This is a genomic window from Nocardia mangyaensis, assembly GCF_001886715.1.
GTDB lineage: Bacteria > Actinomycetota > Actinomycetes > Mycobacteriales > Mycobacteriaceae > Nocardia > Nocardia mangyaensis.
Map to the genome: position 1 here is coordinate 948,393 of NZ_CP018082.1, position 22,837 is coordinate 971,229.

At 69.8% G+C, this 22,837-nt stretch carries 24 protein-coding genes; 20 read left to right on the forward strand and 4 right to left on the reverse strand.

Annotated features, from left to right (window positions below; genetic code table 11):
• Window positions 1–32 precede the first annotated feature (32 nt).
• The 6 genes from BOX37_RS04270 (at window position 33) to BOX37_RS04295 (ending at window position 7,123) form a co-directional block, all read left to right on the forward strand.
• A complete protein-coding gene (locus BOX37_RS04270) occupies window positions 33–2,555 on the forward strand; it encodes an FHA domain-containing protein (RefSeq protein WP_071926492.1) in 2,523 nt (840 codons plus the stop codon).
• Window positions 2,556–2,628: 73 nt separating this feature from the next.
• Window positions 2,629–3,990 carry a hypothetical protein gene (locus BOX37_RS04275; RefSeq protein ID WP_071926493.1) on the forward strand — a complete coding sequence of 454 codons (1,362 nt, stop codon included), beginning with the start codon at window positions 2,629–2,631 and terminating at the stop codon, window positions 3,988–3,990.
• 172 nt (window positions 3,991–4,162) lie between these two features.
• Window positions 4,163–4,606 (forward strand): 50S ribosomal protein L13, encoded by a 444-nt coding sequence (rplM, locus tag BOX37_RS04280; protein ID WP_022567307.1) that lies wholly within the window; start codon window positions 4,163–4,165, stop codon window positions 4,604–4,606.
• A complete protein-coding gene (gene rpsI, locus BOX37_RS04285) occupies window positions 4,603–5,121 on the forward strand; it encodes a 30S ribosomal protein S9 (protein ID WP_071926494.1) in 519 nt (172 codons plus the stop codon). The genes rplM and rpsI overlap by 4 nt, the downstream gene beginning before the upstream one ends.
• A gap of 164 nt (window positions 5,122–5,285) precedes the next feature.
• Window positions 5,286–6,623 carry a phosphoglucosamine mutase gene (gene glmM, locus BOX37_RS04290; RefSeq protein ID WP_071926495.1) on the forward strand — a complete coding sequence of 446 codons (1,338 nt, stop codon included), beginning with the start codon at window positions 5,286–5,288 and terminating at the stop codon, window positions 6,621–6,623.
• A 131-nt stretch (window positions 6,624–6,754) separates the two neighbouring features.
• A complete protein-coding gene (locus tag BOX37_RS04295; RefSeq protein ID WP_071926496.1) occupies window positions 6,755–7,123 on the forward strand; it encodes a hypothetical protein in 369 nt (122 codons plus the stop codon).
• On the opposite strand, the gene BOX37_RS04300 is transcribed toward BOX37_RS04295, so the two are convergent.
• Together BOX37_RS04300 and BOX37_RS04305 are read right to left on the reverse strand one after the other, a co-directional pair.
• Entirely contained in the window at window positions 7,124–7,555 is a 432-nt protein-coding gene (locus tag BOX37_RS04300; RefSeq protein WP_071926497.1) for a hypothetical protein, read from the reverse strand.
• Between the two features lie 6 nt (window positions 7,556–7,561).
• Window positions 7,562–9,148 (reverse strand): ABC-F family ATP-binding cassette domain-containing protein, encoded by a 1,587-nt coding sequence (locus BOX37_RS04305; protein ID WP_420811608.1) that lies wholly within the window; start codon window positions 9,146–9,148, stop codon window positions 7,562–7,564.
• A gap of 200 nt (window positions 9,149–9,348) precedes the next feature.
• On the opposite strand from BOX37_RS04305, the gene BOX37_RS04310 reads away from it, so the two are divergent.
• From BOX37_RS04310 to BOX37_RS04330, 5 genes are all read left to right on the forward strand, one after another.
• Window positions 9,349–9,540, forward strand: coding sequence for a PspC domain-containing protein (locus tag BOX37_RS04310; RefSeq protein WP_071926499.1), 192 nt, complete (start codon window positions 9,349–9,351; stop codon window positions 9,538–9,540).
• A gap of 88 nt (window positions 9,541–9,628) precedes the next feature.
• The gene (locus tag BOX37_RS04315) at window positions 9,629–9,937 is read left to right on the forward strand and encodes a DUF6802 family protein (RefSeq protein WP_071926500.1); all 309 of its coding nucleotides are present in this window, start codon (window positions 9,629–9,631) and stop codon (window positions 9,935–9,937) included.
• Between the two features lie 151 nt (window positions 9,938–10,088).
• Entirely contained in the window at window positions 10,089–10,409 is a 321-nt protein-coding gene (locus tag BOX37_RS04320) for a hypothetical protein (protein WP_156910261.1), read from the forward strand.
• A 34-nt stretch (window positions 10,410–10,443) separates the two neighbouring features.
• Window positions 10,444–12,075: an ICP22 family protein gene (locus BOX37_RS04325; RefSeq protein WP_071926502.1), complete on the forward strand. Its 1,632-nt coding sequence runs from the start codon at window positions 10,444–10,446 to the stop codon at window positions 12,073–12,075.
• 31 nt (window positions 12,076–12,106) lie between these two features.
• A complete protein-coding gene (locus tag BOX37_RS04330; protein ID WP_071926503.1) occupies window positions 12,107–12,469 on the forward strand; it encodes a hypothetical protein in 363 nt (120 codons plus the stop codon).
• Window positions 12,470–12,471: 2 nt separating this feature from the next.
• Here the strand turns inward: BOX37_RS04330 and BOX37_RS04335 are convergent, their stop codons facing one another.
• Entirely contained in the window at window positions 12,472–13,326 is an 855-nt protein-coding gene (locus BOX37_RS04335; RefSeq protein WP_071926504.1) for a dienelactone hydrolase family protein, read from the reverse strand.
• A gap of 36 nt (window positions 13,327–13,362) precedes the next feature.
• On the opposite strand from BOX37_RS04335, the gene glmS reads away from it, so the two are divergent.
• Window positions 13,363–15,243, forward strand: a complete 1,881-nt coding sequence (gene glmS, locus BOX37_RS04340; RefSeq protein ID WP_071926505.1) for a glutamine--fructose-6-phosphate transaminase (isomerizing) — start codon at window positions 13,363–13,365, stop codon at window positions 15,241–15,243.
• Between the two features lie 225 nt (window positions 15,244–15,468).
• Here glmS and BOX37_RS04345 read toward each other — a convergent pair whose 3' ends face one another.
• Window positions 15,469–15,894: a cupredoxin domain-containing protein gene (locus BOX37_RS04345; RefSeq protein ID WP_084759416.1), complete on the reverse strand. Its 426-nt coding sequence runs from the start codon at window positions 15,892–15,894 to the stop codon at window positions 15,469–15,471.
• Between the two features lie 69 nt (window positions 15,895–15,963).
• Here BOX37_RS04345 and BOX37_RS04350 point away from each other — a divergent pair, with 69 nt between their 5' ends.
• The 8 genes from BOX37_RS04350 (at window position 15,964) to BOX37_RS04385 (ending at window position 22,796) form a co-directional block, all read left to right on the forward strand.
• On the forward strand, window positions 15,964–17,406 hold the full coding sequence (locus BOX37_RS04350) for an NAD(P)H-hydrate dehydratase (protein WP_071926506.1): 1,443 nt from the start codon (window positions 15,964–15,966) through the stop codon (window positions 17,404–17,406).
• Between the two features lie 89 nt (window positions 17,407–17,495).
• Window positions 17,496–18,632 carry an alanine racemase gene (alr, locus tag BOX37_RS04355; RefSeq protein ID WP_420811609.1) on the forward strand — a complete coding sequence of 379 codons (1,137 nt, stop codon included), beginning with the start codon at window positions 17,496–17,498 and terminating at the stop codon, window positions 18,630–18,632.
• The gene (locus BOX37_RS04360) at window positions 18,629–19,705 is read left to right on the forward strand and encodes an alpha/beta fold hydrolase (protein WP_071931176.1); all 1,077 of its coding nucleotides are present in this window, start codon (window positions 18,629–18,631) and stop codon (window positions 19,703–19,705) included. The genes alr and BOX37_RS04360 overlap by 4 nt, the downstream gene beginning before the upstream one ends.
• Window positions 19,698–20,153, forward strand: a complete 456-nt coding sequence (tsaE, locus tag BOX37_RS04365; protein ID WP_071926507.1) for a tRNA (adenosine(37)-N6)-threonylcarbamoyltransferase complex ATPase subunit type 1 TsaE — start codon at window positions 19,698–19,700, stop codon at window positions 20,151–20,153. Before BOX37_RS04360 ends, tsaE begins: the two co-directional genes overlap by 8 nt.
• A 65-nt stretch (window positions 20,154–20,218) precedes the next feature.
• The gene (tsaB, locus tag BOX37_RS04370) at window positions 20,219–20,911 is read left to right on the forward strand and encodes a tRNA (adenosine(37)-N6)-threonylcarbamoyltransferase complex dimerization subunit type 1 TsaB (RefSeq protein ID WP_071926508.1); all 693 of its coding nucleotides are present in this window, start codon (window positions 20,219–20,221) and stop codon (window positions 20,909–20,911) included.
• Between the two features lie 29 nt (window positions 20,912–20,940).
• A complete protein-coding gene (rimI, locus tag BOX37_RS04375) occupies window positions 20,941–21,435 on the forward strand; it encodes a ribosomal protein S18-alanine N-acetyltransferase (protein ID WP_071931178.1) in 495 nt (164 codons plus the stop codon).
• Window positions 21,432–22,478, forward strand: coding sequence for a tRNA (adenosine(37)-N6)-threonylcarbamoyltransferase complex transferase subunit TsaD (tsaD, locus tag BOX37_RS04380; protein WP_084760627.1), 1,047 nt, complete (start codon window positions 21,432–21,434; stop codon window positions 22,476–22,478). Before rimI ends, tsaD begins: the two co-directional genes overlap by 4 nt.
• Window positions 22,479–22,616: 138 nt before the next feature.
• Window positions 22,617–22,796 carry a hypothetical protein gene (locus tag BOX37_RS04385; protein ID WP_071926510.1) on the forward strand — a complete coding sequence of 60 codons (180 nt, stop codon included), beginning with the start codon at window positions 22,617–22,619 and terminating at the stop codon, window positions 22,794–22,796.
• Window positions 22,797–22,837 lie beyond the last annotated feature (41 nt).

Genomic DNA, 22,837 nt, shown 5'->3' on the forward strand with positions numbered 1-22,837 from the left:
CGATGTCCGAGCGATGGCATAGTATCCGCTCCATGTCTTCACCGGGGGCGCAGACCATCACCGTGCGCCATGATGGAACCGAACGAGTCTTCGAAGCGAGCCAGCAGATCACCATGGGCCGTGCGCCCGAGGTCACGCTGTTCGTGGACAGTCCGCTGGTCTCGCGCGTGCACGCCACCCTGCGCTTCCAGAGCGGCGCCTGGGTACTCGCCGACAACGGCAGTACCAATGGCGTGTTCGTCGACGCGCGCAGGCTGAGCCAGCCCGTGTCGATCGACCGGCCCACCCAGGTGCGCCTCGGCGACGCCGTCACCGGGCCGCTGCTGCACCTGGTGCCCGCCGCGCCCGCCGCTCGGCACGCCGCCACCATGCTCGCGCCGCCGTCGCAGCCGCAACAACCGCAGCACCGTCCGCCGCAGCGGCCGCAGTTCCCGCCGCCGTCCCGGCAACAACCGCACGTCCAGCAGCCGCAGTACGTCCCGACCTCGCAGCTGCCCTCGCAGCCCGCGGCGCCGCAGGACAACATCAACATGACCCGCCGCGCGGATTCCTCGATGCTGCCGCCGGTGCGCAAGGCGGCCTCGACCGAACCGGTCGCTCGTGGCGATCGCGTTCCGCCCGGCGGTCTGAGCATCGGCCGCACCGCCGACAACCAGATCGTGGTCAACGATCCGCTGGCTTCGCGCAAGCACGCCCGGCTGATCGCGACTTCGGAGGGGCTGGTCGTCGAGGATCTCGGCTCGGCCAACGGCACCTTCGTCAACGGTCACCGCCAGCAGCGCACGGTGCTGCGCGAGCGTGACATCGTCACCATCGGCAACATCGACTTCGTCGTCGCCCAGGGCACGCTGGCGCATCGGCAGAAGCCGGTCGCCGAGCTCGGCCTGTCGGTGCATGGGGTCGGGTTCACCGTCGAGAACAACAAGCAGCTGCTCGTCGATGTCAACGTGCAGGCGGGCCGCGGCACGCTGACCGCGCTGATCGGCCCCTCCGGCGCGGGCAAGTCGACGCTGGCGAAACTGGTCGCGGGCAGCACCCACCCCTCCGCCGGTGTGGTCACCTTCGAGGGGCACAACCTGCACGCCGAGTACGAGGCGCTGCGTTCCCGCATCGGCATGGTCCCGCAGGACGACGTGCTGCACCGCCAGCTCACCGTCCGCCAGGCGCTCGGCTTCGCCGCCGAACTGCGCCTGCCGCCCGACAGCACCAAGGCCGATCGCCAGCAGGTGATCGACGGTGTGCTGAAAGAACTCTCGCTCACCGCGCACGCCGACACCAGAGTCGACCGGCTCTCCGGCGGGCAGCGCAAGCGCGCGTCGGTGGCGATGGAACTGCTCACCGGCCCGTCGCTGCTGATCCTGGACGAACCGACCTCGGGCCTGGACCCGGCGCTGGACCGGCAGGTCATGCAGATGCTGCGCGAACTGGCCGATGCCGGTCGTGTGGTGATCGTGGTGACCCACTCCGTCGCCTGCCTGGACATGTGTGACCAGGTGGTGCTGCTCGCGCCCGGCGGCAAGACCGCTTTCGCCGGAAACCCCGGCGGGGTCGGTGCCGCGATGGGTACCGCGGACTGGGCGGAGATCTTCGCCCAGGTCGCGGCCGAACCCGATCGGGCCTTCGCGGCCTACCGGTCCAGACAGGCGTTCGTGCCGCCGCCACCGCCGCCCGCGCCGCCGCGCAACGGCAACAGCGGCGCCCCACCGCAATCCAACGCGACGCGCCAGTTCAGCACACTGGTGCGCAGGCAGCTACGGCTGATCCTCGCCGACCGCGGCTATCTGGCGTTCCTGGTGGTGCTGCCGTTCATCCTCGGCGCGTTGTCGCTGGTGGTGCCGGGTAGCGACGGTTTCACCGCGGGACCGCTGATCGCCCAGCCCGACGGCTCGTTCATGCGCGCCAGCGGTGGTGAGGCGCAACAGTTGCTGGTGGTGCTCATTCTCGGCGCCTGCTTCATGGGCGCCACGCTCACGGTGCGCGATCTGGTCGGCGAGCGCTCGATCTTCCATCGCGAACGCGCGGTCGGCCTGCTGCCCTCGGCGTACCTGCTGGCCAAGATCGCCGTGTTCAGCGTGACCGCGTTCCTGCAGTCGGCGGTGCTGGTCGGCATCACCTTCCTCGGTAAGAAGGCACCGGCCGAGGGCGCGCTGATTCCCAACGGCGCCATCGAACTGTATTTCGACATCGCGATGACCGCGGTGTGCTGTGTGGTGTTCGGTCTGCTGATGTCGAGCCTGGCCAAGTCCAACGAGCAGGTCATGCCGATGCTCGTGGTGATGATCATGGTGCAGCTGGTGATGGCGGGTGGCCTGATCCCGGTCACCGACCGCGTCGGCCTCGAACAGATCTCCTACCTGTTCCCCTCCCGCTGGGGGTACGCGGCGGGAGCCTCGACGGTGGATCTGCGGGAGCTGGTCCTCGGTGCGCAGGAGGACGCGCTGTGGGTGCATTCCCCGGGGATCTGGATCTTCAACATCGTGATGGTCATCGTGATCACCTCGATCCTGGCTGTGATCACCTGGACCCGCCTACGTCTGAAGAAGGCGCAGGCATGAGGAATCGGCAGGTCAGGGCCATGTCGGTGGGCACGATGCGCGTGTCGCCGATCGAGCGGGCACACTTGAGCCTGTGACCGTTCGAGTTGGGGCCCTGCATCTGGGGTGGGACGTGGTGTCCGTTGCCGCGGGGGGCGATGGCACCCCGATCCGCCCGGTCCAGGTCGAGGGCACCTATACCCCGCCCGCCTACCTGCTCGCCGACGCGGCGGGCAGGCTGCACACCGCCGGCGTCGATCGGCAGCGACCTGACCTGGGGATGGCGATCGCCGATGTGCGTGACATCCTCGGGCACCCGCAGATCGTGATCGCCGGGGCGACCTGGCCCGCCGAACTGGTGTTCCGGGCCCGGCTCTACAACCCGCTGGCCGCGGTCGGCAAGTACCTGCGCGGCAAGCCGCGACTGGTGGCGCTGCCATATCCGGACAGCTGGCCCGAGGACAAGGTGGAGGTGTACGCGGCGCTGGTCGAGCAGCTCGACGTGGTGGTCGAACCGCTGCCCGAGTCGGTCGCGCTCTCGGGATATGTGCGCGCGCTCGGGCTGGTCTCACCGCCGAGCGAGCGGCATCGCACCGGCATCGGCGCCACCGGCGTGTACTCCGACGGCCGGATGCTGCTGGTCGTGGCGGTGCACGGGGACGACGAGCAGCCGACCGAGTCGGTCGAGGTGCCGGTGAGCGCCGAGTCGCTGCGCGATGCCCGCTCGGCCGACAATGTGGTCATCGAGGCGATGGCGGCAGCCCGCTCGATCGGCGCCGACACCTCGACGGTGCTGCTCGCGGGCAATGTCTGTTTCAACGACGCGCTGCGGCTGGCTTTCCAGAACCACCTCGGTCAGCGCCTGCACGTGGCCGACCACCCGATGCACGCGCTGGTGCTCGGCGCCTCGCACCTGCTGGTCACCGATCCCGGACTCGACGACGAGGACTACGCCGAGCCCCAGCACCCCGGCCAGGCCTACGCCGCCCAGGTCGGCTGGGGCGCGCCGCCGCAGGCTCCGCCGGGCGCGCAGCCGCCGGGTCCATCCGGATTCGTCGCCGGTCCGGCCACGCAGTCCTCGGCCCCGCCCCCGCCGTCCAGCGGATCGCCGCGCCACGCCCTCGCCTCCGACGATGACGACGACGATGACGACCGCCGCGGCAAGCTGCTCGGCAAGGTGAAGAAGGGCTTCTTCGGCGCACCGGCCGTGGTGGGCGCGCTCGCGCTGGCCGCGACCGCCTGGTCCGCCGAGCCCGCTGTCGCGCTGGCCGAGGACCGGGGCAGCTGCGCGTTCACCCCGTACGCGAACACGGTGCCACCCGAGGGCATCGCCAGCGCGCGCGGCGGCCTGGTCGTCGACGACCGCACCTGCGTCACTCCCGGCATCGAAACCCTGCGCTACCGCATCCCCGGAACGGCGGGCACGACCGACCCCGGTCCGCCGGTGGTGATCTAGCGCCCGATGACGGGCGTGTGATACCCGGCTGGTATCGTAGCTCGCTGGCGTGTGGAACGTCGAACCGTTCGCGGATCGACGTCTCCTCGAAGTCCCGGGTCTCCACCAGCCGCCGGGACAGTGTCGACCCACACCCGTGGCTGGCAACACCGACGACAGACAGGGAACGACTGTGCCTACGTACAGCCCCAAGGCGGGTGACGTCACCCGTAAGTGGTACGTCATCGACGCCACTGACGTAGTCCTCGGCCGTCTCGCCGTGCAGGCCGCTGGCCTGCTGCGCGGCAAGGGCAAGCCGACCTACGCACCGCACGTCGATGGTGGCGACTTCGTCATCATCATCAACGCGGACAAGGTTGCCATCTCCGGCAACAAGAAGCAGGACAAGCTCATCCACCACCACAGCGGACACCCGGGCGGCCTCAAGTCGCGCACTGTCGGCGAGGTGTTGGCGACCCGCCCCGATCGTCTCGTGGAGAAGGCCGTCAAGGGCATGATCCCGAAGAACAAGCTGGGTAACGCGATCGCGGGCAAGCTGAAGGTCTACGCAGGCCCGAACCACCCCCACGCCGCGCAGCAGCCGGTTCCGTTCGAGATCAAGCAGGTGGCCCAGTGACCGCTCCTGAAGAGTTCACCCCCGAAGAGTTCGAGGCGACCGAAGAGGCCGTCGTCGAGATCGTCGAAGACGGCGAAGGCTACGAAGCCGAGTACGTCGAAGAGGCCGCGTTCGAGCCGATCGTGATCGATCGCCCGGTGCAGACCGTCGGCCGCCGTAAGGAAGCCGTCGTCCGCGTGCGCCTGGTTCCCGGTTCGGGCAACTTCGAGCTCAACGGCCGCACCATCGAGGATTACTTCCCGAACAAGGTGCACCAGCAGCTCGTGAAGTCCCCGCTGGTCACCGTCGAGCGCGTCGAGAACTTCGACATCTACGCTCGCCTGGTCGGTGGCGGCCCGTCGGGTCAGGCAGGCGCCCTGCGTCTGGCCATCGCCCGCGCGCTGATCGAGGTCACCCCGGAGGATCGCCCCGCGCTCAAGCGCGCCGGCTTCCTGACGCGTGACCCGCGTGCCACCGAGCGCAAGAAGTACGGCCTGAAGAAGGCCCGTAAGGCGCCTCAGTACTCGAAGCGCTGATTTACGCACCGTCGACCACGGTCCTTCACATACGCTATGTATGCTCCCTGCGCGAGCGGGGATGAACCCGGTCGACGGAGCACGTGTGCGAGAGCAGGCTTCCAGCACGGCTGGTCGCCTGCTCTCGTGCTGTATTCGGGGACCTACTACCTGTAGAGGGATTCATGGGACGGCTGTTCGGCACAGACGGTGTTCGCGGGCTCGCCAACGAGTCGCTGAGCCCGGAACTGGCGATGCGGGTGGCGGGTGCGGCCGCGCAGGTGCTCTCGCGCGGCAAGACCCGCGCGGTCGCGGTGCTCGGTCGTGATCCGCGCGCCAGCGGCGAGATGCTCGAAGCCGCGGTGACCGCCGGCCTGACCTCGGCGGGCGTCGACGTGCTCTCGGTGGGTGTGCTGCCCACCCCGGCCGTGGCGTATCTGACCGGCCTCTACGACGCGTGCTTCGGCGTGATGATCTCCGCCTCGCACAACCCCATGCCCGACAACGGCATCAAGATCTTCGCGGCGGGCGGGCACAAGCTCGACGACGCCGTGGAACAGCGGATCGAAGCCCTGATCGCCGAAGGCGTCACCACGCGCCCGACCGGCGCGGGCATCGGCCGGGTGCGCGGCGACTACACGGTCGAGGGCACTCACGAACGCTATGTCGAGCACCTGCTCGAATCCACCGGCCAGGACCTGTCCGGGCTGACCGTCGTCGTTGACTGCGCGCACGGCGCGGCCGCCGAAGTGGCACCGCAGGTGTACCGGGAGGCGGGTGCGACGGTGATCGCGATCAACGCCGAGCCCAACGGCCTCAACATCAACGACGGGTGCGGATCGACTCATCTCGACGCGGTGCGCAGCGCCGTTCTCGACCACCACGCCGACCTGGGCATCGCGCTCGACGGCGACGCCGACCGCTGCCTGGCGGTGGATGCCAAGGGCAACACCGTGGACGGTGACGCGATCATGGCGGTGCTCGCGCTGGCCATGCGTGCGGCGGGCGAACTCGTCGACGACACTCTGGTCGCCACCGTGATGAGCAATCTCGGCCTGCACATCGCCATGCGCGCCGCCCAGATCACCGTGCTCACCGCCGCCGTCGGCGATCGCTACGTGCTCGAGGAACTGCGTCGCGGTGGCTACAGCCTCGGCGGTGAACAGTCCGGTCACGTGGTGTTCCCGCGCTTCGGCACCACCGGTGACGGTGTGCTCACCGGCCTGCGCCTGATGGCGCGCATGGCGCAGACGGGGCGCTCGCTGGGTGAGCTGGCCGCGGTGATGACGACGGTGCCGCAGGTGCTGGTGAATGTCGCGGTGAGCGACAAGGCCGCCGTGGCCGCCGCGCCCGAGGTGCGCGAGGCGGTCGCCGAGGCGGAGCGGATGCTCGGCGAGACCGGCCGGGTCCTGTTGCGGCCCAGCGGGACCGAGCAGCTGGTGCGGGTGATGGTCGAGGCCACCGACCCCGCGCAGGCGCGTCAGCTCGCCGACGATCTGGCCAAGCGCGTCGCCGCGGTCTAGCTGCGTCTGGCGGGACCGGCCGGGTCCATCTACTATCGGCATACGCCATCAGGACCTGTGTGCCCGTGGCGCGTGTGCTGCTCGGCGCACCGGATGATTTGGCGCGCAGCACGATTCGAAGGGGGCCGCTCATGGTGTCGCCGCTGCCTGCGCACAATTACCGCGATCAGAACCAGTATCCGTACGAATACGGCGAGCAGCATCCGCCGCATCGCTGTGGTGGAGCCTGCGGTCGGCCGGGCTGCCGCGACGTGCCGCAGGGGTATTCACACACGGTGCCGATCCGCGACGAGGGCTATGGTCAGCCGGTCGACCCCTACGAGCCGATCGCCGAACCGACTTCGACGTTCCGTCCGCCGCGGACCCGGCGGACGCGCTCGCTGGTCGCGGTGCTGCTCGTCCTCGGTGTCACCGGAGCGGCCGGGCTGGTCGGGGCCAAACTCGGCTCCGACATCGACTTGTTCGGCGCGCCCCTGACCGTCGTGGCGCGGTCCTACTGATCAGAACTGGCCCGCGAGGAAACCGCTGAACAGGACGAGGAAGCCGCCGACCTCCCCGGCGATCAACCCGTACATCGACAGCCGCAGCGCGCCGGGGATCCGGCCGCGGAATTGGTTGGTGGTGTCGCGGCGCGCGCCGTGCAGGACGTAGCTGGCGATCGCGCCGACGAAGAACGCGAGAATCACCAGGTCGGCGATCAGGTTGACCGCCGTCGGCCACGCGCTGAGCTCGGTGAACACCGCGAGCAATACCCCGGCGAAGGCGTACAGCAGCGCGGCGCGGTGGGCGATGTCGACGTAGACGTGCGCGGCGCCCCTGGGCGAGGTGCGGATGCCGTGGTATTTCCACGCGCCGAGCAGCAGGGCACTCAGGAAGATCAGACCCGTGCCGAGCAGGGTGATCCGCGTATCGATTCCCAGGGTGAATTCCATGGTGTCCTAGCTCTCGGTGAGTAACCCGGCCGCCATGTGCCAGCGGCGCGTCGCTCGGACAGAATCCAGCATCCGGCGGTCATGCGTAACCAGAATCAATGTGCCGGTGAAGGATTCGACCGCCTGCTCGAGCTGTTCGATGGCGGGCAGGTCGAGGTGGTTGGTCGGCTCGTCGAGGACGAGCAGGTTCACCCCGCGCGCCTGCAGCAGGGCCAGCGCGGCGCGGGTGCGCTCGCCGGGGGACAGGGTGTCGCAGGCGCGGTTCACGTGTGGGCCGCGCAGGCCGAATTTGGCCAGCAGGGTGCGGATTTCGGCGTCGGGCCAGTCGGGCATCGCCGCGCCGAAGGTCTCGGCCAGCGGTGCGGCACCGCGGAACAGCCCGCGCGCCTGATCGACCTCGCCGATGTGCACGCCCGACCCCAGCGCGGCCGAACCGGAATCGGGCGCGATCTTGCCGAGCAGCAGTCCGAGCAGCGTGGACTTGCCCGAACCGTTGGCGCCGGTGAGCACGATCCGGTCGGCCCAGTCGATCTGGGTGGTGACCGGGCCGAGGGTGAACTCGCCGCGGCGCACCGTCGCGTTCACCGCCGTCGCCACCACCGCGCCGCTGCGGGGAGCGGTCGCGATCTGCATTCGCAGCTCCCACTCCTTGCGCGGTTCCTCGACCACGTCGAGACGTTCGATACGACGCTGGGTCTGGCGGGCCTTGGCCGCCTGCTTCTCGGTGGATTCGGCGCGGGTCTTGCGGCCCATCTTGTCGGAATCGTTTTTGCCCTTGCGACGCGCGTTGCGTACGCCGTGCTCGAGCCAGTTGCGCTGCATCTGCGCGCGCGCCTCCAAACCCGCCTTGGTGTCGGCGAATTCGTCATAGGCCTCGCGGGCGTGCTTGCGGGCGATCTCGCGTTCGGCCAGGTACGCCTCGTACCCGCCGTCGTAGAGGCCGACCTGCTGCTGGGCCAGATCCAATTCCAGGATCCGATTCACGGTGCGCGCCAAAAACTCCCGGTCGTGGCTGATCACCATCAGCGGCACCCTGACCCCGGTGACGAAGCGTTCGAGCCGGTCGAGGCCGTCGAGGTCGAGATCGTTGGTCGGCTCGTCGAGCAGCAGGACGTCGAACCGGGACAGCAGCACCGAGGCCAGCCCCGCACGGGCAGCCTGGCCGCCGGACAGGCCGGTCATCGGGGTGTCGAGACCACCGGGAAGGCCGTCGATGAGCCCGAGGTCGGCGGCCACCTCCTCGGCGCGCTGGTCCAGATCGGCGCCGCCGAGGGCGAGCCAGTGTTCGAGCGCGGGGGAGTAGTCGTCCTCACCTCCGTCGCCGAGGCGTTCCGCCGCGGCGTCCATCGCCTGCTGGGCGTGCGCGACTCCCGTTCGCCGGGTGAGGAATTCGAGCACCGACTCGCCGTCGACGCGCTCGGGTTCCTGCGCCAGGTAGCCCACCGTGGCATCCGGTGGGCTCAGCGTGATCGTGCCGTCGCCCGGGTCGCGCTCGGCCAGCATCCGCAGCAGCGTCGACTTGCCCGCGCCGTTCACCCCGACCAGCCCGATCACGTCGCCGGGGGCGAGGGTGAAGTCGAGGTCGGCGAACAGGGTCCGTTCGGCGTGCCCGGCGGACAGACCGGTCGCTTGCAATGTCGTGCTCACCTCGAAGAGTCTGCCCTTCTCGGGGTCCGACCCTGAGGCCGGGCCCGGCCGAAATCAGGGTGCGGATGGGTCTGTCGACCGATGCGGGCACCGGGTGTGGACCGGCACAGTGGAGATATCACCGCCCGACAGGAAAGGCACCAACCATGACTGCCCCCGCTCGCCGCCTCACCCGTTCGACCAGCGACAAGTGGATCGCCGGCGTCTGTGGCGGTCTGGCCGAGTACTTCGGCTGGAACGCCAACATCGTCCGCCTGGTCTTCGTCGCCTCCTGCCTGCTGCCCGGCCCGCAGTTCCTGATCTACCTGGCGATGTGGCTGATCATCCCCAAGAAGTAGCGCCCGAGAGCCCCGACGGCCACTCGCGGATGACAAGATGGTGGAGACCGCCGCCGTCATCCGCGAGTTTCCGTTTTCAGGAGGAGCCATGGTCACCTCGGGCGAGATCCCCGGCCTCGGCCTGCCCGACATCGACGCCCACACCCCGCTCGGCGGCCTCGGCCCGGTCGAACTGCACCATCCCTCCCAGGACATCGACGGCGACGGCATCCTCGACACCAGCACCAGCAGCGATGACGAGGGCACCCGGATCTGGTCGGACTACGACAACGACGGCCTGGCCGATCACGTGACCGTGGTCGAGGAGGACGGTGACTACGCGGCGTGGGAATACCGCCGTCATCCCGACGGGACCTCGGAGTGGATCAGGACCGACCAGGGCTCGCTGGGAAAGTAGCGAACGAGACCGTCGCTGTGATCGAATCCGATCGCGGCGATGTTCGTCGTGTGGCCGGTGGAACCGATTCGGCGTCGCGCGCGTCCAAATAGACAGGCGGTCTTCCGGGCGGTGGAGGGCGGCGGCAGGATCCGGAACGGAGGGGACGGACTTGGGGTACTCGAACACGCTGGGCGTGCAGACGGGTGAGCTCGGGCAGTTGGGCAACGACCTGAAGATCTCGGGCGCCACGGTGGCGAACACGGTGAAGCGGATCACCGACAACTCGTTCGGTGCGGGTGACGCGGGTCGCGAATACGCTCAGGAGGGGAAGAGCGTCGCGGAGGGGCTCGAGATCGCGGTCGCGTGGTTGAACAACTGGAGTTCGGCGACAACCGCGATCGGCGACGGTGTGGGGGCATCCTCGCTCGCCTACTCCAATACCGATACCGAGAACGCGAAGAATACGAGCAAGGCCGGGGAGAACGTGTGATGGACGTGGACGCGCAGACCGGTGAGGTGCGCTGATGGCCACCAAGGTGAACAACCAATCCATCCACGGCCGCAACGCCGATGCCATCCTCGATGATGGTGCGACCGGGCTGCAGTACTTCATCCAGTTGCTGCCCCGATACGTCAAGGCTTTCGGTAGCTGCAGTGAGTCCGAGGAATCCATTTGCGCCAAGTACGATGAGCAGCGCGGGATGAACCTGGACAAGCTTGCCAACACCGCCGAGGCGCTGGACAACGCCCTGAAGGTGGGCAATGCCGAATTAGCGGTCCAGCAAGGGCTTTCGCAGAAGATGGCGACGGTGTGGAGCAGTGGGCAGGCGGCGGAGGCTGCCTCGACCATGCTGGGGCAGCAGTTGACCGCCGCCGCGGAGGACTGCGTCAAGCTTGACACCGCCGTGTCGGCGTTCGCTTTTGCGACGGTCAGATTGCGAAACGCGGTCAGCCAGAAGGCGGATCATGTCAAAGCGCTCGTCAGTGGCCACCAGGTGCAGGTCGGTGGCAAGTCACCTGCGGACATCGACGAGCTCATCGAGGATACGGATACCGGTGGTGTCGGCAACGCGATATTGACCGGCGCCACTTTCGGGGCCTACGGCGACTACCTACTGTTCAACAAGTGGCAAGCCGACAACTGGTTGAAGGAAACGTTCAAGCCGGATTTCGACGGCAAGCTCGCGAACTTCGTCTCGATGTGCTCGACCACCGATACCACCGTCAGACAGGCGTACACGGCGTTGAAGGCGGCGACCGACGCGCTCGACAGTGACCCGTATCCGCGGCCCGCCGGTGTCGTGACCACAGACAACAAGGGTAGTGGCGACGGCGAGGGCAACGGCAACGGCCCTGGGGGCACGCCGGCTACGACCACGCCTGCTGCTACCACGCCGGCCGCCACCACACCGGCCGCCACCACACCGGCCGCTACGACGCCAGTGACCACAACCCCGGCCACCGACACCGACGACACCCTGAGCGAGGCGATCAGCGCTGCCACCACCGCCGCCACCTCACTGCTGACCACCGCTGCCAGCGCGCTCGGCGAGAACATGGACACGATCACCTCCGCGGTCAACGACGGCATCGGGAACGCCGTCGAGGGGGTGCAGTCGCTGCTCGACGCCGACGGTGACGGTCAGCTCGACGCCCTGCAGGCCGTGCAGAACGCCTCGGCGGAGTTCGATCTCGCGGGCAACAACGTCAAATTCGAGATGCGTGAGGACGGCACCCTCGCGATGGTCGTCACCGGAGCCGACGGTCAATCGCAGGAGTACCGCGTGACCATCGGCCCGGACGGCACGCCGGTGATCCAGACCGATGGCGCCGACAAGCCGGAGGACGCCGAGGATTCCGGCAAGCCCGAGGATTCCGGCAAGCCTGAGGAGACCGATAAGCCTGAGGAGCCCGCCAAGGCTGAGGAGCCCCCCGCGGCCACCGGCGACGCGGCGCCCACGGGCGGTACCGGTGGCGAGGCGCCCGCCACCGGTGGCGAGCCGCCGCAAGGCACCGGGGGGACAGGTGTTCCGTCCGTGCCAGGTGGCGGCAAGCGGGCCGAGGACGGCGAGCACACACCGCAGTCGCTACCGACCGGCGGTGCCGAGGAGCCGGTCGACACCGGCGCCGAGCTGGCCGAAGCGGGTCCGTTGTGATCGACCGTTCATCTGTTGAGGAGTTGTGCCGATGAGTGTCCTGCGCGATCTCGAGCAGATCTTCGACGAGCACGATCGCCGCGCGTCGATGCTGCGCTACGAACTCGACGAGATCAATCGCGCCACCGCCGAACGTGACCGCCTACACGACGAGGAGACCGGTCCGCGCCTGGCGGAACTGCGGTTGGCGGCCGAGGCGGAAGCCGAGCGCGAACGGTTGGCGGCCGAACAGGAGCAGGCCGAACGCGCTCGTCTGGCGGCCGAGGCACAGGAACAGCGCGACGCGATCGCCCGCGCCGCGGCGGCGCGACGCGCCCAGAACGTCGTCTCGGCCTACGACGATGACGACGACCCGGAGTCGGAGTACTACCGCCGCAAGAGCTGGCTGGTCTGAACTCAGCCCTTGATCAGTTTGGCGACCGTGCCGATCGAGAGCTTCGGGGTTTCGACCTCGACCTCGGCGGTGGGGTCGACGACGGTGGAGTGGGGGATTTCGGCGTCGGGGTCGGCGAAGGGGGCGTAGGTCTTCTCGCCGAGGAGGGTGTTGAGGAGGTAACCGGTGAGCAGGGCTCGGGTGGTGCGTTCGGTTTTGTGCTCGTAGCGGCCCGCACCGAGAGCGGCGAAGAGGCGGCGGCCTTCGACGATGCCGTTGTTGGAGGCGCCGTCGACGCGGCGCAGGATCGACGGGCCCGCCCAGGCGGTCGCGAGGTCGCGGGCGTTGGAGTTGACGGAGTCGAGTTCGGTACCGGCCAGGATCAGGGCGGGGATGTCGAGCTGGGGGGCGATGTTCTCCGCGGCGGGCGCGGTGGGTGCCGGGTAGAGCGCGGCGACGGCGCCGACTCGGCGTTGGGCGCCCGCGATGACAGCGACACCGGCGCCCATACCGTGTCCGGCCAGGGCCAGCCGGTCGGGGTGCACGCTGATTGTGCCGTCACCGAGCCGGACCTTGCTGACGATGTCGAGTGTCGTGAGCAGGTCGGCGGCGAGGTCCAGATGTGACGGAATCGGACCGCGTTCGGTATCGGGCGCGGCGACCACGAACCCCCACGAGGCGACGTGCTCGAGCAGGCTCTTGTAGTTCTCGGCGCTGGTCAGCCAGCCGTGCGCGAAGGCGACAGCGGGCAGGTTCAGCCCGGACTCCGGGGTGTACACGACACCCGGCTGGCCCGCGATCCCCAGGTTTCCGCGCAGCACCCGATGGGGGCCGCGCGCGGACAGGGTGCTGAGGAGCGACTTCAGAGACACCGACACGGCGAGAAGGGTATCCGATCAGTAGGGTGGTGGACCATGTGCGGAATCGTGGGCTACGTGGGCTACCGGGATGCGCTCGGCGTTGTCGTCGACGCGTTGCGTCGCATGGAGTATCGCGGTTACGACTCCGCGGGGGTGGCGATTCTCGACGGAAACGGGGCGGTGGCGGTCGAGCGCAAGGCCGGGCGACTGGCCAATTTGGAAGCCGAGCTGGCGGAGGCGGGGGCCGAGCGTTTCGCCGGGACCAGCGGCATGGGGCACACCCGGTGGGCGACCCACGGTGCGCCGACCGATCGCAACGCGCATCCGCATCGGGATGTCTCCGGCAAGTTCGCCGTCGTCCACAACGGGATCATCGAGAACTTCGCGCCGCTGCGCCATGAGCTCGAGGCCGCGGGGATCGAGTTGCTCAGCGACACTGATACCGAGGTCGCGGTGCATCTGGTCGCGCGCGCGTATGCCGACGGGCCGACCGCGGGTGATTTCACCGCGAGCGCGCTGGCGGTGCTGCAGCGACTGGAGGGCGCGTTCACGCTGGTCTTCACCCATGCCGATCATCCGGGCACGATCGTGGCGGCACGGCAGTCGACGCCGCTGGTGGTCGGGGTCGGCCAGGGGGAGATGTTCATCGCCTCCGATGTCACCGCGTTCATCGAGCACACCCGCGAAGCGGTCGAGCTCGGGCAGAACCAGGCCGTGGTGATCACCGCCGACGGGTACACCGTCACCGATTTCGCGGGCAATACCGAGGGCGTGGCCAGCAGGCCGTTCACCATCGACTGGGATCTGGCCGCCGCCGAGAAGGGCGGCCACGACTACTTCATGCTCAAGGAGATCGAGGAGCAGCCGACCGCCGTCGCCGATACGCTGATCGGGCATTTCGTCGTCGACGAGAAGGGCGGGCACATCGTCCTCGACGAGCAGCGCCTCACCGATCAGGAACTGCGCGAGTTCGACAAGGTGTTCGTCGTCGCCTGCGGCAGTTCCTACCACGCGGGTCTGCTGGCCAAGTACGCGATCGAGCACTGGACCAGGGTGCCGGTGGAGGTCGAACTGGCCAGTGAGTTCCGCTATCGCGACCCGGTGCTCGACCGGTCGACGCTGGTGGTGGCGATCTCGCAGTCCGGCGAGACCGCCGACACGCTGGAGGCGGTGCGGCACGCCAAGGATCAGAAGGCGCGCGTGCTCGCCATCTGCAACACCAATGGCGCGCAGATCCCGCGCGAGTCCGACGCCGTCATCTACACCCGCACCGGTCCCGAAATCGGTGTCGCCTCGACCAAGGCGTTCCTGGCGCAGGTCGCGGCCAACTACCTGGTGGGTCTGGCGCTGGCCCAGGCGCGTGGCACCAAGTACCCCGACGAGGTCGCGCGTGAGTTCGCCGAGCTCGAACAGATGCCGAAGCTGATCGCCCAGGTGCTGGAGACCGCACCGCAGGTGCGGGCCATCGCGCGCGAACTCGCCCACGTGCCGACCGTGCTGTTCCTCGGTCGCCATGTCGGCTACCCGGTGGCGCTCGAGGGTGCGCTCAAGCTCAAGGAACTCGCCTACATGCACGCCGAGGGTTTCGCCGCCGGTGAGCTCAAGCACGGCCCGATCGCGCTGATCGAAGAGGGCCTGCCGGTGATCGTGGTGATGCCGTCCCCCAAGGGGCGTGCGGTGCTGCACTCCAAGCTGCTCAGCAACATTCGCGAGATCCAGGCCCGCGGCGCCCGCACCATCGTGATCGCCGAAGAGGGCGACGACACCGTCCGCCCCTTCGCCGACGACCTCATCGAAATCCCCGCCGCCCCCACCCTCTTCCAGCCCCTGCTGTCGACAGTGCCGCTGCAGGTCTTCGCCGCCGAGATCGCCCAGGCCCGAGGCTACGACGTAGACAAGCCCCGCAACCTGGCCAAGTCCGTCACCGTCGAGTAGCGCCCCCGCCCCCGCCCCCGCCCCGGTCGGCCAGGCCCCGGCCCGCGCCCGACGCTCACCACCCAACCCAGCCCCGCACGACCCGACCTCGAGGAGGGTCCGCCGACGCAGTCGGCGGTTCGCGCCCGTCCCGCCGATCAGGCGCCGTGGCGTACGCGACGAAGGAGCAAGCCACGGTGCCTGATCGGCGGGACCGCCGGGGCGCGAACTCGAGCGCGCCAGCGCTCAATCCAACACAGTGATGGTGCCGCGCATGTCGGGGTGGAGGGTGCACATGTAGCGGTAGGTGCCGGGTTGGGTGAAGGTGTAGGACCATTCGCCCCGGTCGATGATGGGGCTGTTGAGGCCCATGGCCTTGTCTCCGATGCCCTGGACGTTGTGGGGGGCCTTGTCGGAGAACTTCCAGGTGACGGTCTCGCCGACCTTGACGGTGGCGTCGGCGGGGGAGTACTTCATGTTGCTGACGTCGACCGTCAGGGCGATGGGGCCGGTGGGGGTCTGGGTGGTCGTGGTGGTGACCGGGCGGGGCGTGCGGGTGGTGGACGCGGAGTCGCCGGAGTCGCCGGAGCAACCGGCGGTGAACAGGGTGGCGGCCACGACGAATCCGGTGAGGACCCGGGCGGAGGCGGCGCGGTGACGAACCATCGACATGGGTCTGCAGCGTAGTCTGCGAACGATCGCGGACCGGTCCTGGCCCGCGCGGGCGGCCGGGAGGCGACGATGTCGGATCGGCGTGGCTATTTCACCGCCGACGAGGTGCGGTCGGCGGAGGCGGAACTGTTCACCCGCGTGCCTGCGGGGATGCCGATGCGGCGGGCCGCGTACGGGCTGGCCACGATCGTTGCCGAGGAATTGCGCGCGCTGACCGGGGGGGTGGCGGGTCGGACGGTGGGGTTGCTGGTCGGGTCGGGTGACAACGGGGGTGACGCGCTCTGGGCGGGGGCGTTGCTGCGTCGGCGCGGGGTGGCGGTGCACGCGGTGTTGTCGAATCCCGAACGCGCGCACCGGGAAGGGCTCGCGGCCCTGCGCGCGGCCGGTGGGCGCGTGGTCGAGCGGTTCGAGCACCCGGATCTGGTGATCGACGGGATCGTCGGTATCTCCGGCCGCGGACCGCTGCGACCGGCGGCGGCGGAAATCGTTGCCGCGCTGGATGTGCCGATCGTCGCCGCCGACCTGCCCAGTGGTGTCGACCCCGATACCGGCGCCGTCGACGGCCCCGCGGTGCGGGCCACGGTGACGGTGGCCTTCGGTGCGTACAAGCCGGTGCACGCACTGGCCGTGCCGCACTGTGGACGAATCGTGTTGGTGCCGATCGGGTTGTCGTTGCCGGAGCCGCGGTTGGCGCAGCTCGATCCGGCGGGAATCGGTGCGCGCTGGCCGGTTCCGGGGCCGGATGACGACAAGTACAGCCAGGGGGTGACGGGCGTGTGCGCGGGCAGCGCGAAGTATCCGGGGGCGGGAGTGCTGAGCGCGGGTGCCGCGGTGGCGGCGACCTCGGGAATGGTGCGGTATGTCGGCAGCGATGCCGAGGTCCTGGCGAAGTTCCCGGAAGTGATCGCCAGCCAGACCGTTTCGGAGACCGGTCGGGTGCAGGCCTGGGTGTTCGGGCCGGGCGCCGGTACCGACGCCGACGCCAGGGATCGGCTGGCCCAGCTCCTGGCCACCGATCTGCCGGTGCTCGTCGATGCCGACGGGCTCACGCTGCTGGCCGCCGAACCGGCGCTGGTGCGCGACCGGTCCGCGGTGACGGTGCTGACTCCCCACGCTGGAGAGTTCGCTCGTCTCACCGGCGCCGCACCAGGTGCCGACCGGGTGGCCTCGGTGCGCGCGCTGGCCGAGCGGTGGGGGGTGACGGTGCTGCTCAAGGGACGCGCGACGATCATCGCCGCGCCGGGGCAGACGACCCTGGTCAACGACGCGGGCGGCTCATGGGCCTCGACCGCGGGGGCAGGGGATGTGCTCGCCGGGATTCTCGGGGCACTGCTCGCAGCCGGTCGGCCCGCGGCGTGGTCGGCCGCGGCCGCTGCCAGAGTGCACGCGTTGGCGGCGAACCTGGCCGCCCACGCGGACGCGCCTGCCGCCGCGCCCATCTCGGCGTCGCCCTTGCTGGCGCATGTTCGCCCTGCCGTGCGGGTACTCCGTGCCCTGGGAGACCAAGGCTGACCCTGGTGCCAGGCCGGGGGATCGCTCCGGGAGATCCGGGCGTCGCGGCCACGGCCCCCGGTGCCGTGAACAGTGCGAGTCCTGGCAGGATCGGGAGCGTGAATGCGCAAGTGGAGACTGTCATCGATCTGGATGCCATCGCCCACAACGTGCGGGTGCTGCGTGAGTACGCGCAGGGTGCTGCCGTGATGGTGGTGGTGAAGGCCGACGGTTACAACCACGGCGCGGTCGAGGTGGCGCGCGCCGCGCTGGGGGCGGGGGCGGCCGAGTTGGGGGTCACCACCGTTGCCGAGGCGCTGAGCTTGCGGGCGGCGGGGATCACCGCGCCGATTCTGTGCTGGCTCAACATCCTCGATGCCGACTACGCGGCCGCCATCGCCGCCGATGTCGAGATCGGGGTGTCCTCGCTGGCGCAATTGCGGGCGGTGGAGCGGGCGGCGGCGGTCACCGGGCGTACCGCGACGGTGACGCTCAAGGTCGACACCGGGCTCAATCGCAACGGGGTGTCGACCGCGGAGTATCCACAGGTCCTCACCGCTCTACGGGCCCTGGTCGACGCGCGGGTGGTGCGGTTCCGGGCGATCTTCTCCCATCTCGCGCATGCCGACGAACCGGGCCATCCGGTGCTGGACCGGCAGCGCGAGCGCTTCGTCGAGGCGATCGCGCAGGCCAAGGAGCACGGACTCGAACCCGAACTGGTGCATCTGTCGAACTCGGCGGCCACGCTGACCAGGCCCGACCTGCACTTCGACCTCGTCCGCCCCGGCATCGCGGTCTACGGGCTCTCGCCGATTCCCGAGCTCGGCGATTTCGGGTTGCGGCCCGCGATGACGCTGCAGGCCGAGGTGACCCTGGTGAAGCGGGTGGCCGCGGGGGAAGGCGTGTCCTATGGGCATCGCTGGATCGCCCCGCGCGACACCACCGTCGCGTTGATCCCGGCGGGCTATGCCGACGGTGTATTCCGCTCGCTGAGTGGGCGTTTCGATGTCTGGTTGGGCGGGGGTCGGCACCGTAATGTCGGTCGGGTGTGCATGGACCAGTTCATGGTTGACCTCGGCGACAACCCGGGCGGCGTGCGAGCGGGTGACCGGGCGGTGCTGTTCGGGGGTGGCGCCGGGCACCCGCACGCACTCGATTGGGCCAGGCTGCTGGACACGATCGACTACGAGATCGTGTGCTCGCCGCGGGGCCGGGCCTCGCGCCGCTACGTGGGCACCGGCCGATGACCCGGCGCACGGTGATCCGGCGCGGCGGGTTGGCGACCGCGGGGGTCCTCGGCGCGCTGGCCGTGGCGCACACGCTGCGCCGCATCGGCGCGCGTGTGCTGTGGCCCGCCGAACGCGACGAGTTCCGTGACGAGAACTTCGCCTTGATCGATGAGGACGAACCGGGCGTGGTGCTCGCCGACGACGGTGTGTCCCTGGCCACCAGGACCTTCGGCGACGACACCGCCGAGGTCACCATCCTCTTCGTGCACGGCTTCTGCAACAGCATGGAGTCGTTCCACTTCCAGCGCCGCGACCTGGCCCGGCAGTGGGGTACCAGGGTGCGGATGGTGTTCTTCGATCTGCGCGGGCACGGCCGCTCCGGTACGCCGAGTACCGACAGCTGCACCGTCGACCAGCTCGGCCGCGATGTGGCCGCCGTGCTGCGCGAGTGCGCGCCGAGCGGTCCGGTGGTGCTGGTCGGGCATTCGCTGGGCGGGATGGCGGTGCTCGCGGCGGCCGCGCGGTTCCCCGAACTGTTCGCCACCAGGGTGGTCGCGGTCGGGCTGCTGTGTACCGCCGCGGCCGAGGTGACCGCGACGGGGGTACTGCAGCTGCTTCGGCATCCGGCGATCGACGGGTTCCGGGTGGCGGTGCGGACCGCGCCCGCCCTGGTGCAGCTCAGCCGGAGCGCGAGCAAGCAGCTGGTGACGCCGGTGCTGCATGTCACCTCGTTTCACGGCCAGGTGAGTCCGACGCTGTCACGGTTCACCACGATGATGATCGACCGCACTCCGGTCGCGACCATCGAGAAGTTCCTCAAAGCGATTGAACTGCACGACGAGTCGGCCGCGCTGCCGGTGCTGGCCGATCTGCCGGTGCTGGTGCTCGGCGGTGCGCACGACGTGGTGATCCCGTTCGGCAACTCCCGCGCGCTGGCCGAGGAACTGCCCGGCGCCGAGCTGGTCCGGGTGGGTCCGGGCGCGCACATGCCGCACCTGCAGTTCCCCGAGGTGACCCTCGCGGCGCTCGACCGGCTGCTGGCCGGTGCGGGCATCACCGCCGTCGGCGACGAGGAGGCCGTCGGTGGCTGACCCGCAGCAGCGCACGCTCGACACCGTCGAGGACACCGAGGCCTTCGGCCGCGAACTGGCCGCCACTCTCCGACCGGGGGACCTGGTGGTCCTCGACGGACCCCTCGGTGCCGGGAAGACCGCGCTGACCAGGGGGATCGCGGCGGGACTCGGAGTCATCGGCCGGGTCAGCTCGCCGACGTTCATCATCGCGCGGGCGCACCGGGCGGGCACGCGCCCGGACGGCGCGCCGGGCGTGGCGATGGTGCACGTCGACGCCTACCGGCTCGCCGGGGATCTCGACGAACTCGACTCCCTCGACCTCGACACCGATCTGCAGCACGCGGTGGTCGTCGTGGAGTGGGGCAAGGGGGTTGTCGAACACCTCGCCGAGCGACACCTGCGTGTGCAACTCGCCCGGGAACCGGAATCCGATGTGCGCACGGCGATCTGGGAATGGATCGAATAACCGGCCCTCGACCGTGCACAGCTGCGCGCCGGGCGGCGATACCACCCGGTATTGTTGAGCCAATCATGCTCGTACTAGCAGTCGACACCGCGACACCCGCCGTTACAGCGGGATTGGTGCACCTGTCACCTGCCGCCGACGCGGACACCCGGCCCGCCGTGGCGACGCTGGCCGCCCGCGTGAAGGTCGACGCCCGCGCCCACGCCGAAGTCCTCACTCCGCAGATCCTGGAATGCCTGACCGAAGCCGGGGTGAGCCGGGGTGAGTTGGACGCGGTCGTGGTCGGGATCGGGCCAGGCCCGTTCACCGGGCTGCGCGTTGGGATGGCCACCGCCGCCGCTTTCGGTGACGCGCTCGGCCTGCCGGTGTACGGGGTGTGCAGTCTGGACGCCATCGCCGCCGATGCCGCGAGCGAGCAGCGCGATCCCGGCGAACTGCTGGTCGTCACCGACGCGCGCAGGCGCGAGGTGTACTGGGCGAAGTACCTGAACGGCGCGCGGGTGGCCGGCCCCGAGGTGAACGCCCCGGTCGATGTCCCGGTGGGCGATGCCGCCGCCATCGCCGGATCGGCCGCGCACGTGGACTACTACGACCTCCCGGTCCTGCCCAACGAGACGCCGTCGCCCGCTGGACTGGTGGCCGTCGCCGCGCCCGCGCTGCTGGCCGGGATCGTGCCCGAGGCACTGGTGCCGCTGTATCTGCGTCGACCCGATGCCGTCGAGAACAGCTTCCGCACCCTCGACCGGACCGGGGCGTGAGCACCGTGGCCGACTACCGGATCGAACCGATGACGCCGTTCGACATCGACCGCTGCGTCGAACTCGAGCACCTGCTGTTCCCCGAGGACGATCCCTGGCAGGCGGTGTCGTTCCGGTCGGAGCTGGCGGGCACGCACAACCGCTACATCACCGCGCGCGACGAGCGCGGCGGCATGGTCGGCTACGCGGGCATCGCGCTGCTCGGTGACGCCGCCCACCCCGAGGCCGAGGTGCACACCATCGGCGTCGACCCGGACTGCCATCGCGGCGGCATCGGCACCCTGCTGCTCGAGGCACTGCTCGCGACCGCGGCCGAACGCGGCGGCCCGGTGTTCCTCGAGGTCCGCACCGACAACGCGCCCGCCATCGCGCTCTACGCCAAGCACGGGTTCCACATCATCGGGCTGCGCAAGAACTACTACCACCCCAGTGGCGCCGACGCGTACACCATGCGTCGCCCCGAACTCACCGTCGCGGCCGACGAATGGGCCGCGCGCGGCAGGCAGGACGAGGTGCTGTCGTGATCGTCATGGGCATCGAAAGCTCCTGCGACGAAACCGGAGTCGGCATCGTGCGCAGGCACGAGGACGGTTCGGTCGAGTTGCTCGCCGACGAGGTGGCCTCGAGCGTCGACCAGCATGCCCGCTTCGGCGGCGTGGTCCCCGAGATCGCCTCGCGCGCGCATCTCGAGGCGATCGTGCCCGCGATGCGCCGCGCGCTGGCCACGGCCGGGATCAGCAAGCCCGACGCGCTCGCCGTCACCATCGGCCCCGGTCTGGCCGGTGCGCTGCTGGTCGGTGTGGCCGCGGCGAAGGCGTACGCGGCGGCCTGGGATGTGCCGTTCTACGCGCTCAACCATCTCGGCGGGCACGTCGCGGTCGACACGCTCGAACACGGTCCGATGCCGCCCGCGGTGGCGTTGCTCGTCTCCGGCGGACACACGCACCTGCTGCAGGTCACCGACCTGGGCGAACCGATCACCGAACTCGGCTCCACCGTCGACGACGCCGCGGGCGAGGCCTTCGACAAGGTCGCCCGGCTGCTCGGCCTCGGCTACCCCGGCGGGCCCGCCCTCGACGCCGCGGCGACCGAGGGCGATCCGCGCGCGATCGCGTTCCCGCGCGGCATGACCGGCCCCCGCGACGCCCGCTACGACTTCTCCTTCTCCGGCCTCAAGACCGCGGTCGCCCGCCACGTCGAGGCCGCCCAGCGCCAGGGCGTCACCCCCGACCAGCTGCCCATCCCCGACATCGCCGCGTCCTTCCAGGAGGCGGTGGCCGATGTGCTCACTATGAAGGCCGTCCGCGCGGCCACCGACATCGGCGTCGACACGATCGTCCTCGGCGGCGGCGCCACGGCCAACTCCCGCATCCGCTCGCTCGCCGAAGAACGGTGCGCGACAGCGGGGTTGACCCTGCGCGTGCCCAAGCCGCGACTGTGCACCGACAACGGCGTGATGATCGCCGCCCTCGGCGCGCACGTCATCGCGGCGGGCGCGCAACCGGCGGAGCTGACCGTGGCCACCGACCCCGGGCTGCCGGTGTCGGTGAGCGCGCTGCGCGGCTAGCGCGGACTCGCGTCCTCGAAGAACACCCGACGATCTGCACCACGCAGTGCGGTTCGGTCGCGGCGATGGCCTCGGTGACGGCGTAGGCGTACTTCGTACGCTTACCTCCAGTGCGGGCCACCGATACGCTGTCAACCCGTGCCGCGCCCACGCTCGCTGACCTCCGACGATCTGGCCGACGCCGCGCTCGCGGACCTCGCCGCCGCCGCGTTCCCCTTGCTCGCGCGGACCGCGATGGGCGCGGCGGAGATCTCGCCGGAACGGGAGTTCCTGGCCGGGTTGGACATTGTGCTGGCGGGTTTGGCCGGAACACGCTGAGAGCGGTCGGTCCAAGAAAGCCGACGCTGGTCGGTGGGAAG

Bases quoted from the DNA above. Each gene is read 5' to 3' on its own strand.
- BOX37_RS04270 (WP_071926492.1), top strand. From the start codon at position 33: ATGTCTTCACCGGGGGCGCAGACCATCACCGTGCGCCATGATGGAACC.
- glmM (WP_071926495.1), top strand. From the start codon at position 5,286: ATGGGACGGCTGTTCGGCACAGACGGTGTTCGCGGGCTCGCCAACGAG.
- BOX37_RS04295 (WP_071926496.1), top strand. From the start codon at position 6,755: ATGGTGTCGCCGCTGCCTGCGCACAATTACCGCGATCAGAACCAGTAT.
- BOX37_RS04300 (WP_071926497.1), bottom strand. From the start codon at position 7,555: ATGGAATTCACCCTGGGAATCGATACGCGGATCACCCTGCTCGGCACG.
- BOX37_RS04310 (WP_071926499.1), top strand. From the start codon at position 9,349: ATGACTGCCCCCGCTCGCCGCCTCACCCGTTCGACCAGCGACAAGTGG.
- BOX37_RS04315 (WP_071926500.1), top strand. From the start codon at position 9,629: ATGGTCACCTCGGGCGAGATCCCCGGCCTCGGCCTGCCCGACATCGAC.
- BOX37_RS04325 (WP_071926502.1), top strand. From the start codon at position 10,444: ATGGCCACCAAGGTGAACAACCAATCCATCCACGGCCGCAACGCCGAT.
- BOX37_RS04330 (WP_071926503.1), top strand. From the start codon at position 12,107: ATGAGTGTCCTGCGCGATCTCGAGCAGATCTTCGACGAGCACGATCGC.
- glmS (WP_071926505.1), top strand. From the start codon at position 13,363: ATGTGCGGAATCGTGGGCTACGTGGGCTACCGGGATGCGCTCGGCGTT.
- BOX37_RS04345 (WP_084759416.1), bottom strand. From the start codon at position 15,894: ATGTCGATGGTTCGTCACCGCGCCGCCTCCGCCCGGGTCCTCACCGGA.
- BOX37_RS04350 (WP_071926506.1), top strand. From the start codon at position 15,964: ATGTCGGATCGGCGTGGCTATTTCACCGCCGACGAGGTGCGGTCGGCG.
- BOX37_RS04360 (WP_071931176.1), top strand. From the start codon at position 18,629: ATGACCCGGCGCACGGTGATCCGGCGCGGCGGGTTGGCGACCGCGGGG.
- tsaB (WP_071926508.1), top strand. From the start codon at position 20,219: ATGCTCGTACTAGCAGTCGACACCGCGACACCCGCCGTTACAGCGGGA.
- rimI (WP_071931178.1), top strand. From the start codon at position 20,941: ATGACGCCGTTCGACATCGACCGCTGCGTCGAACTCGAGCACCTGCTG.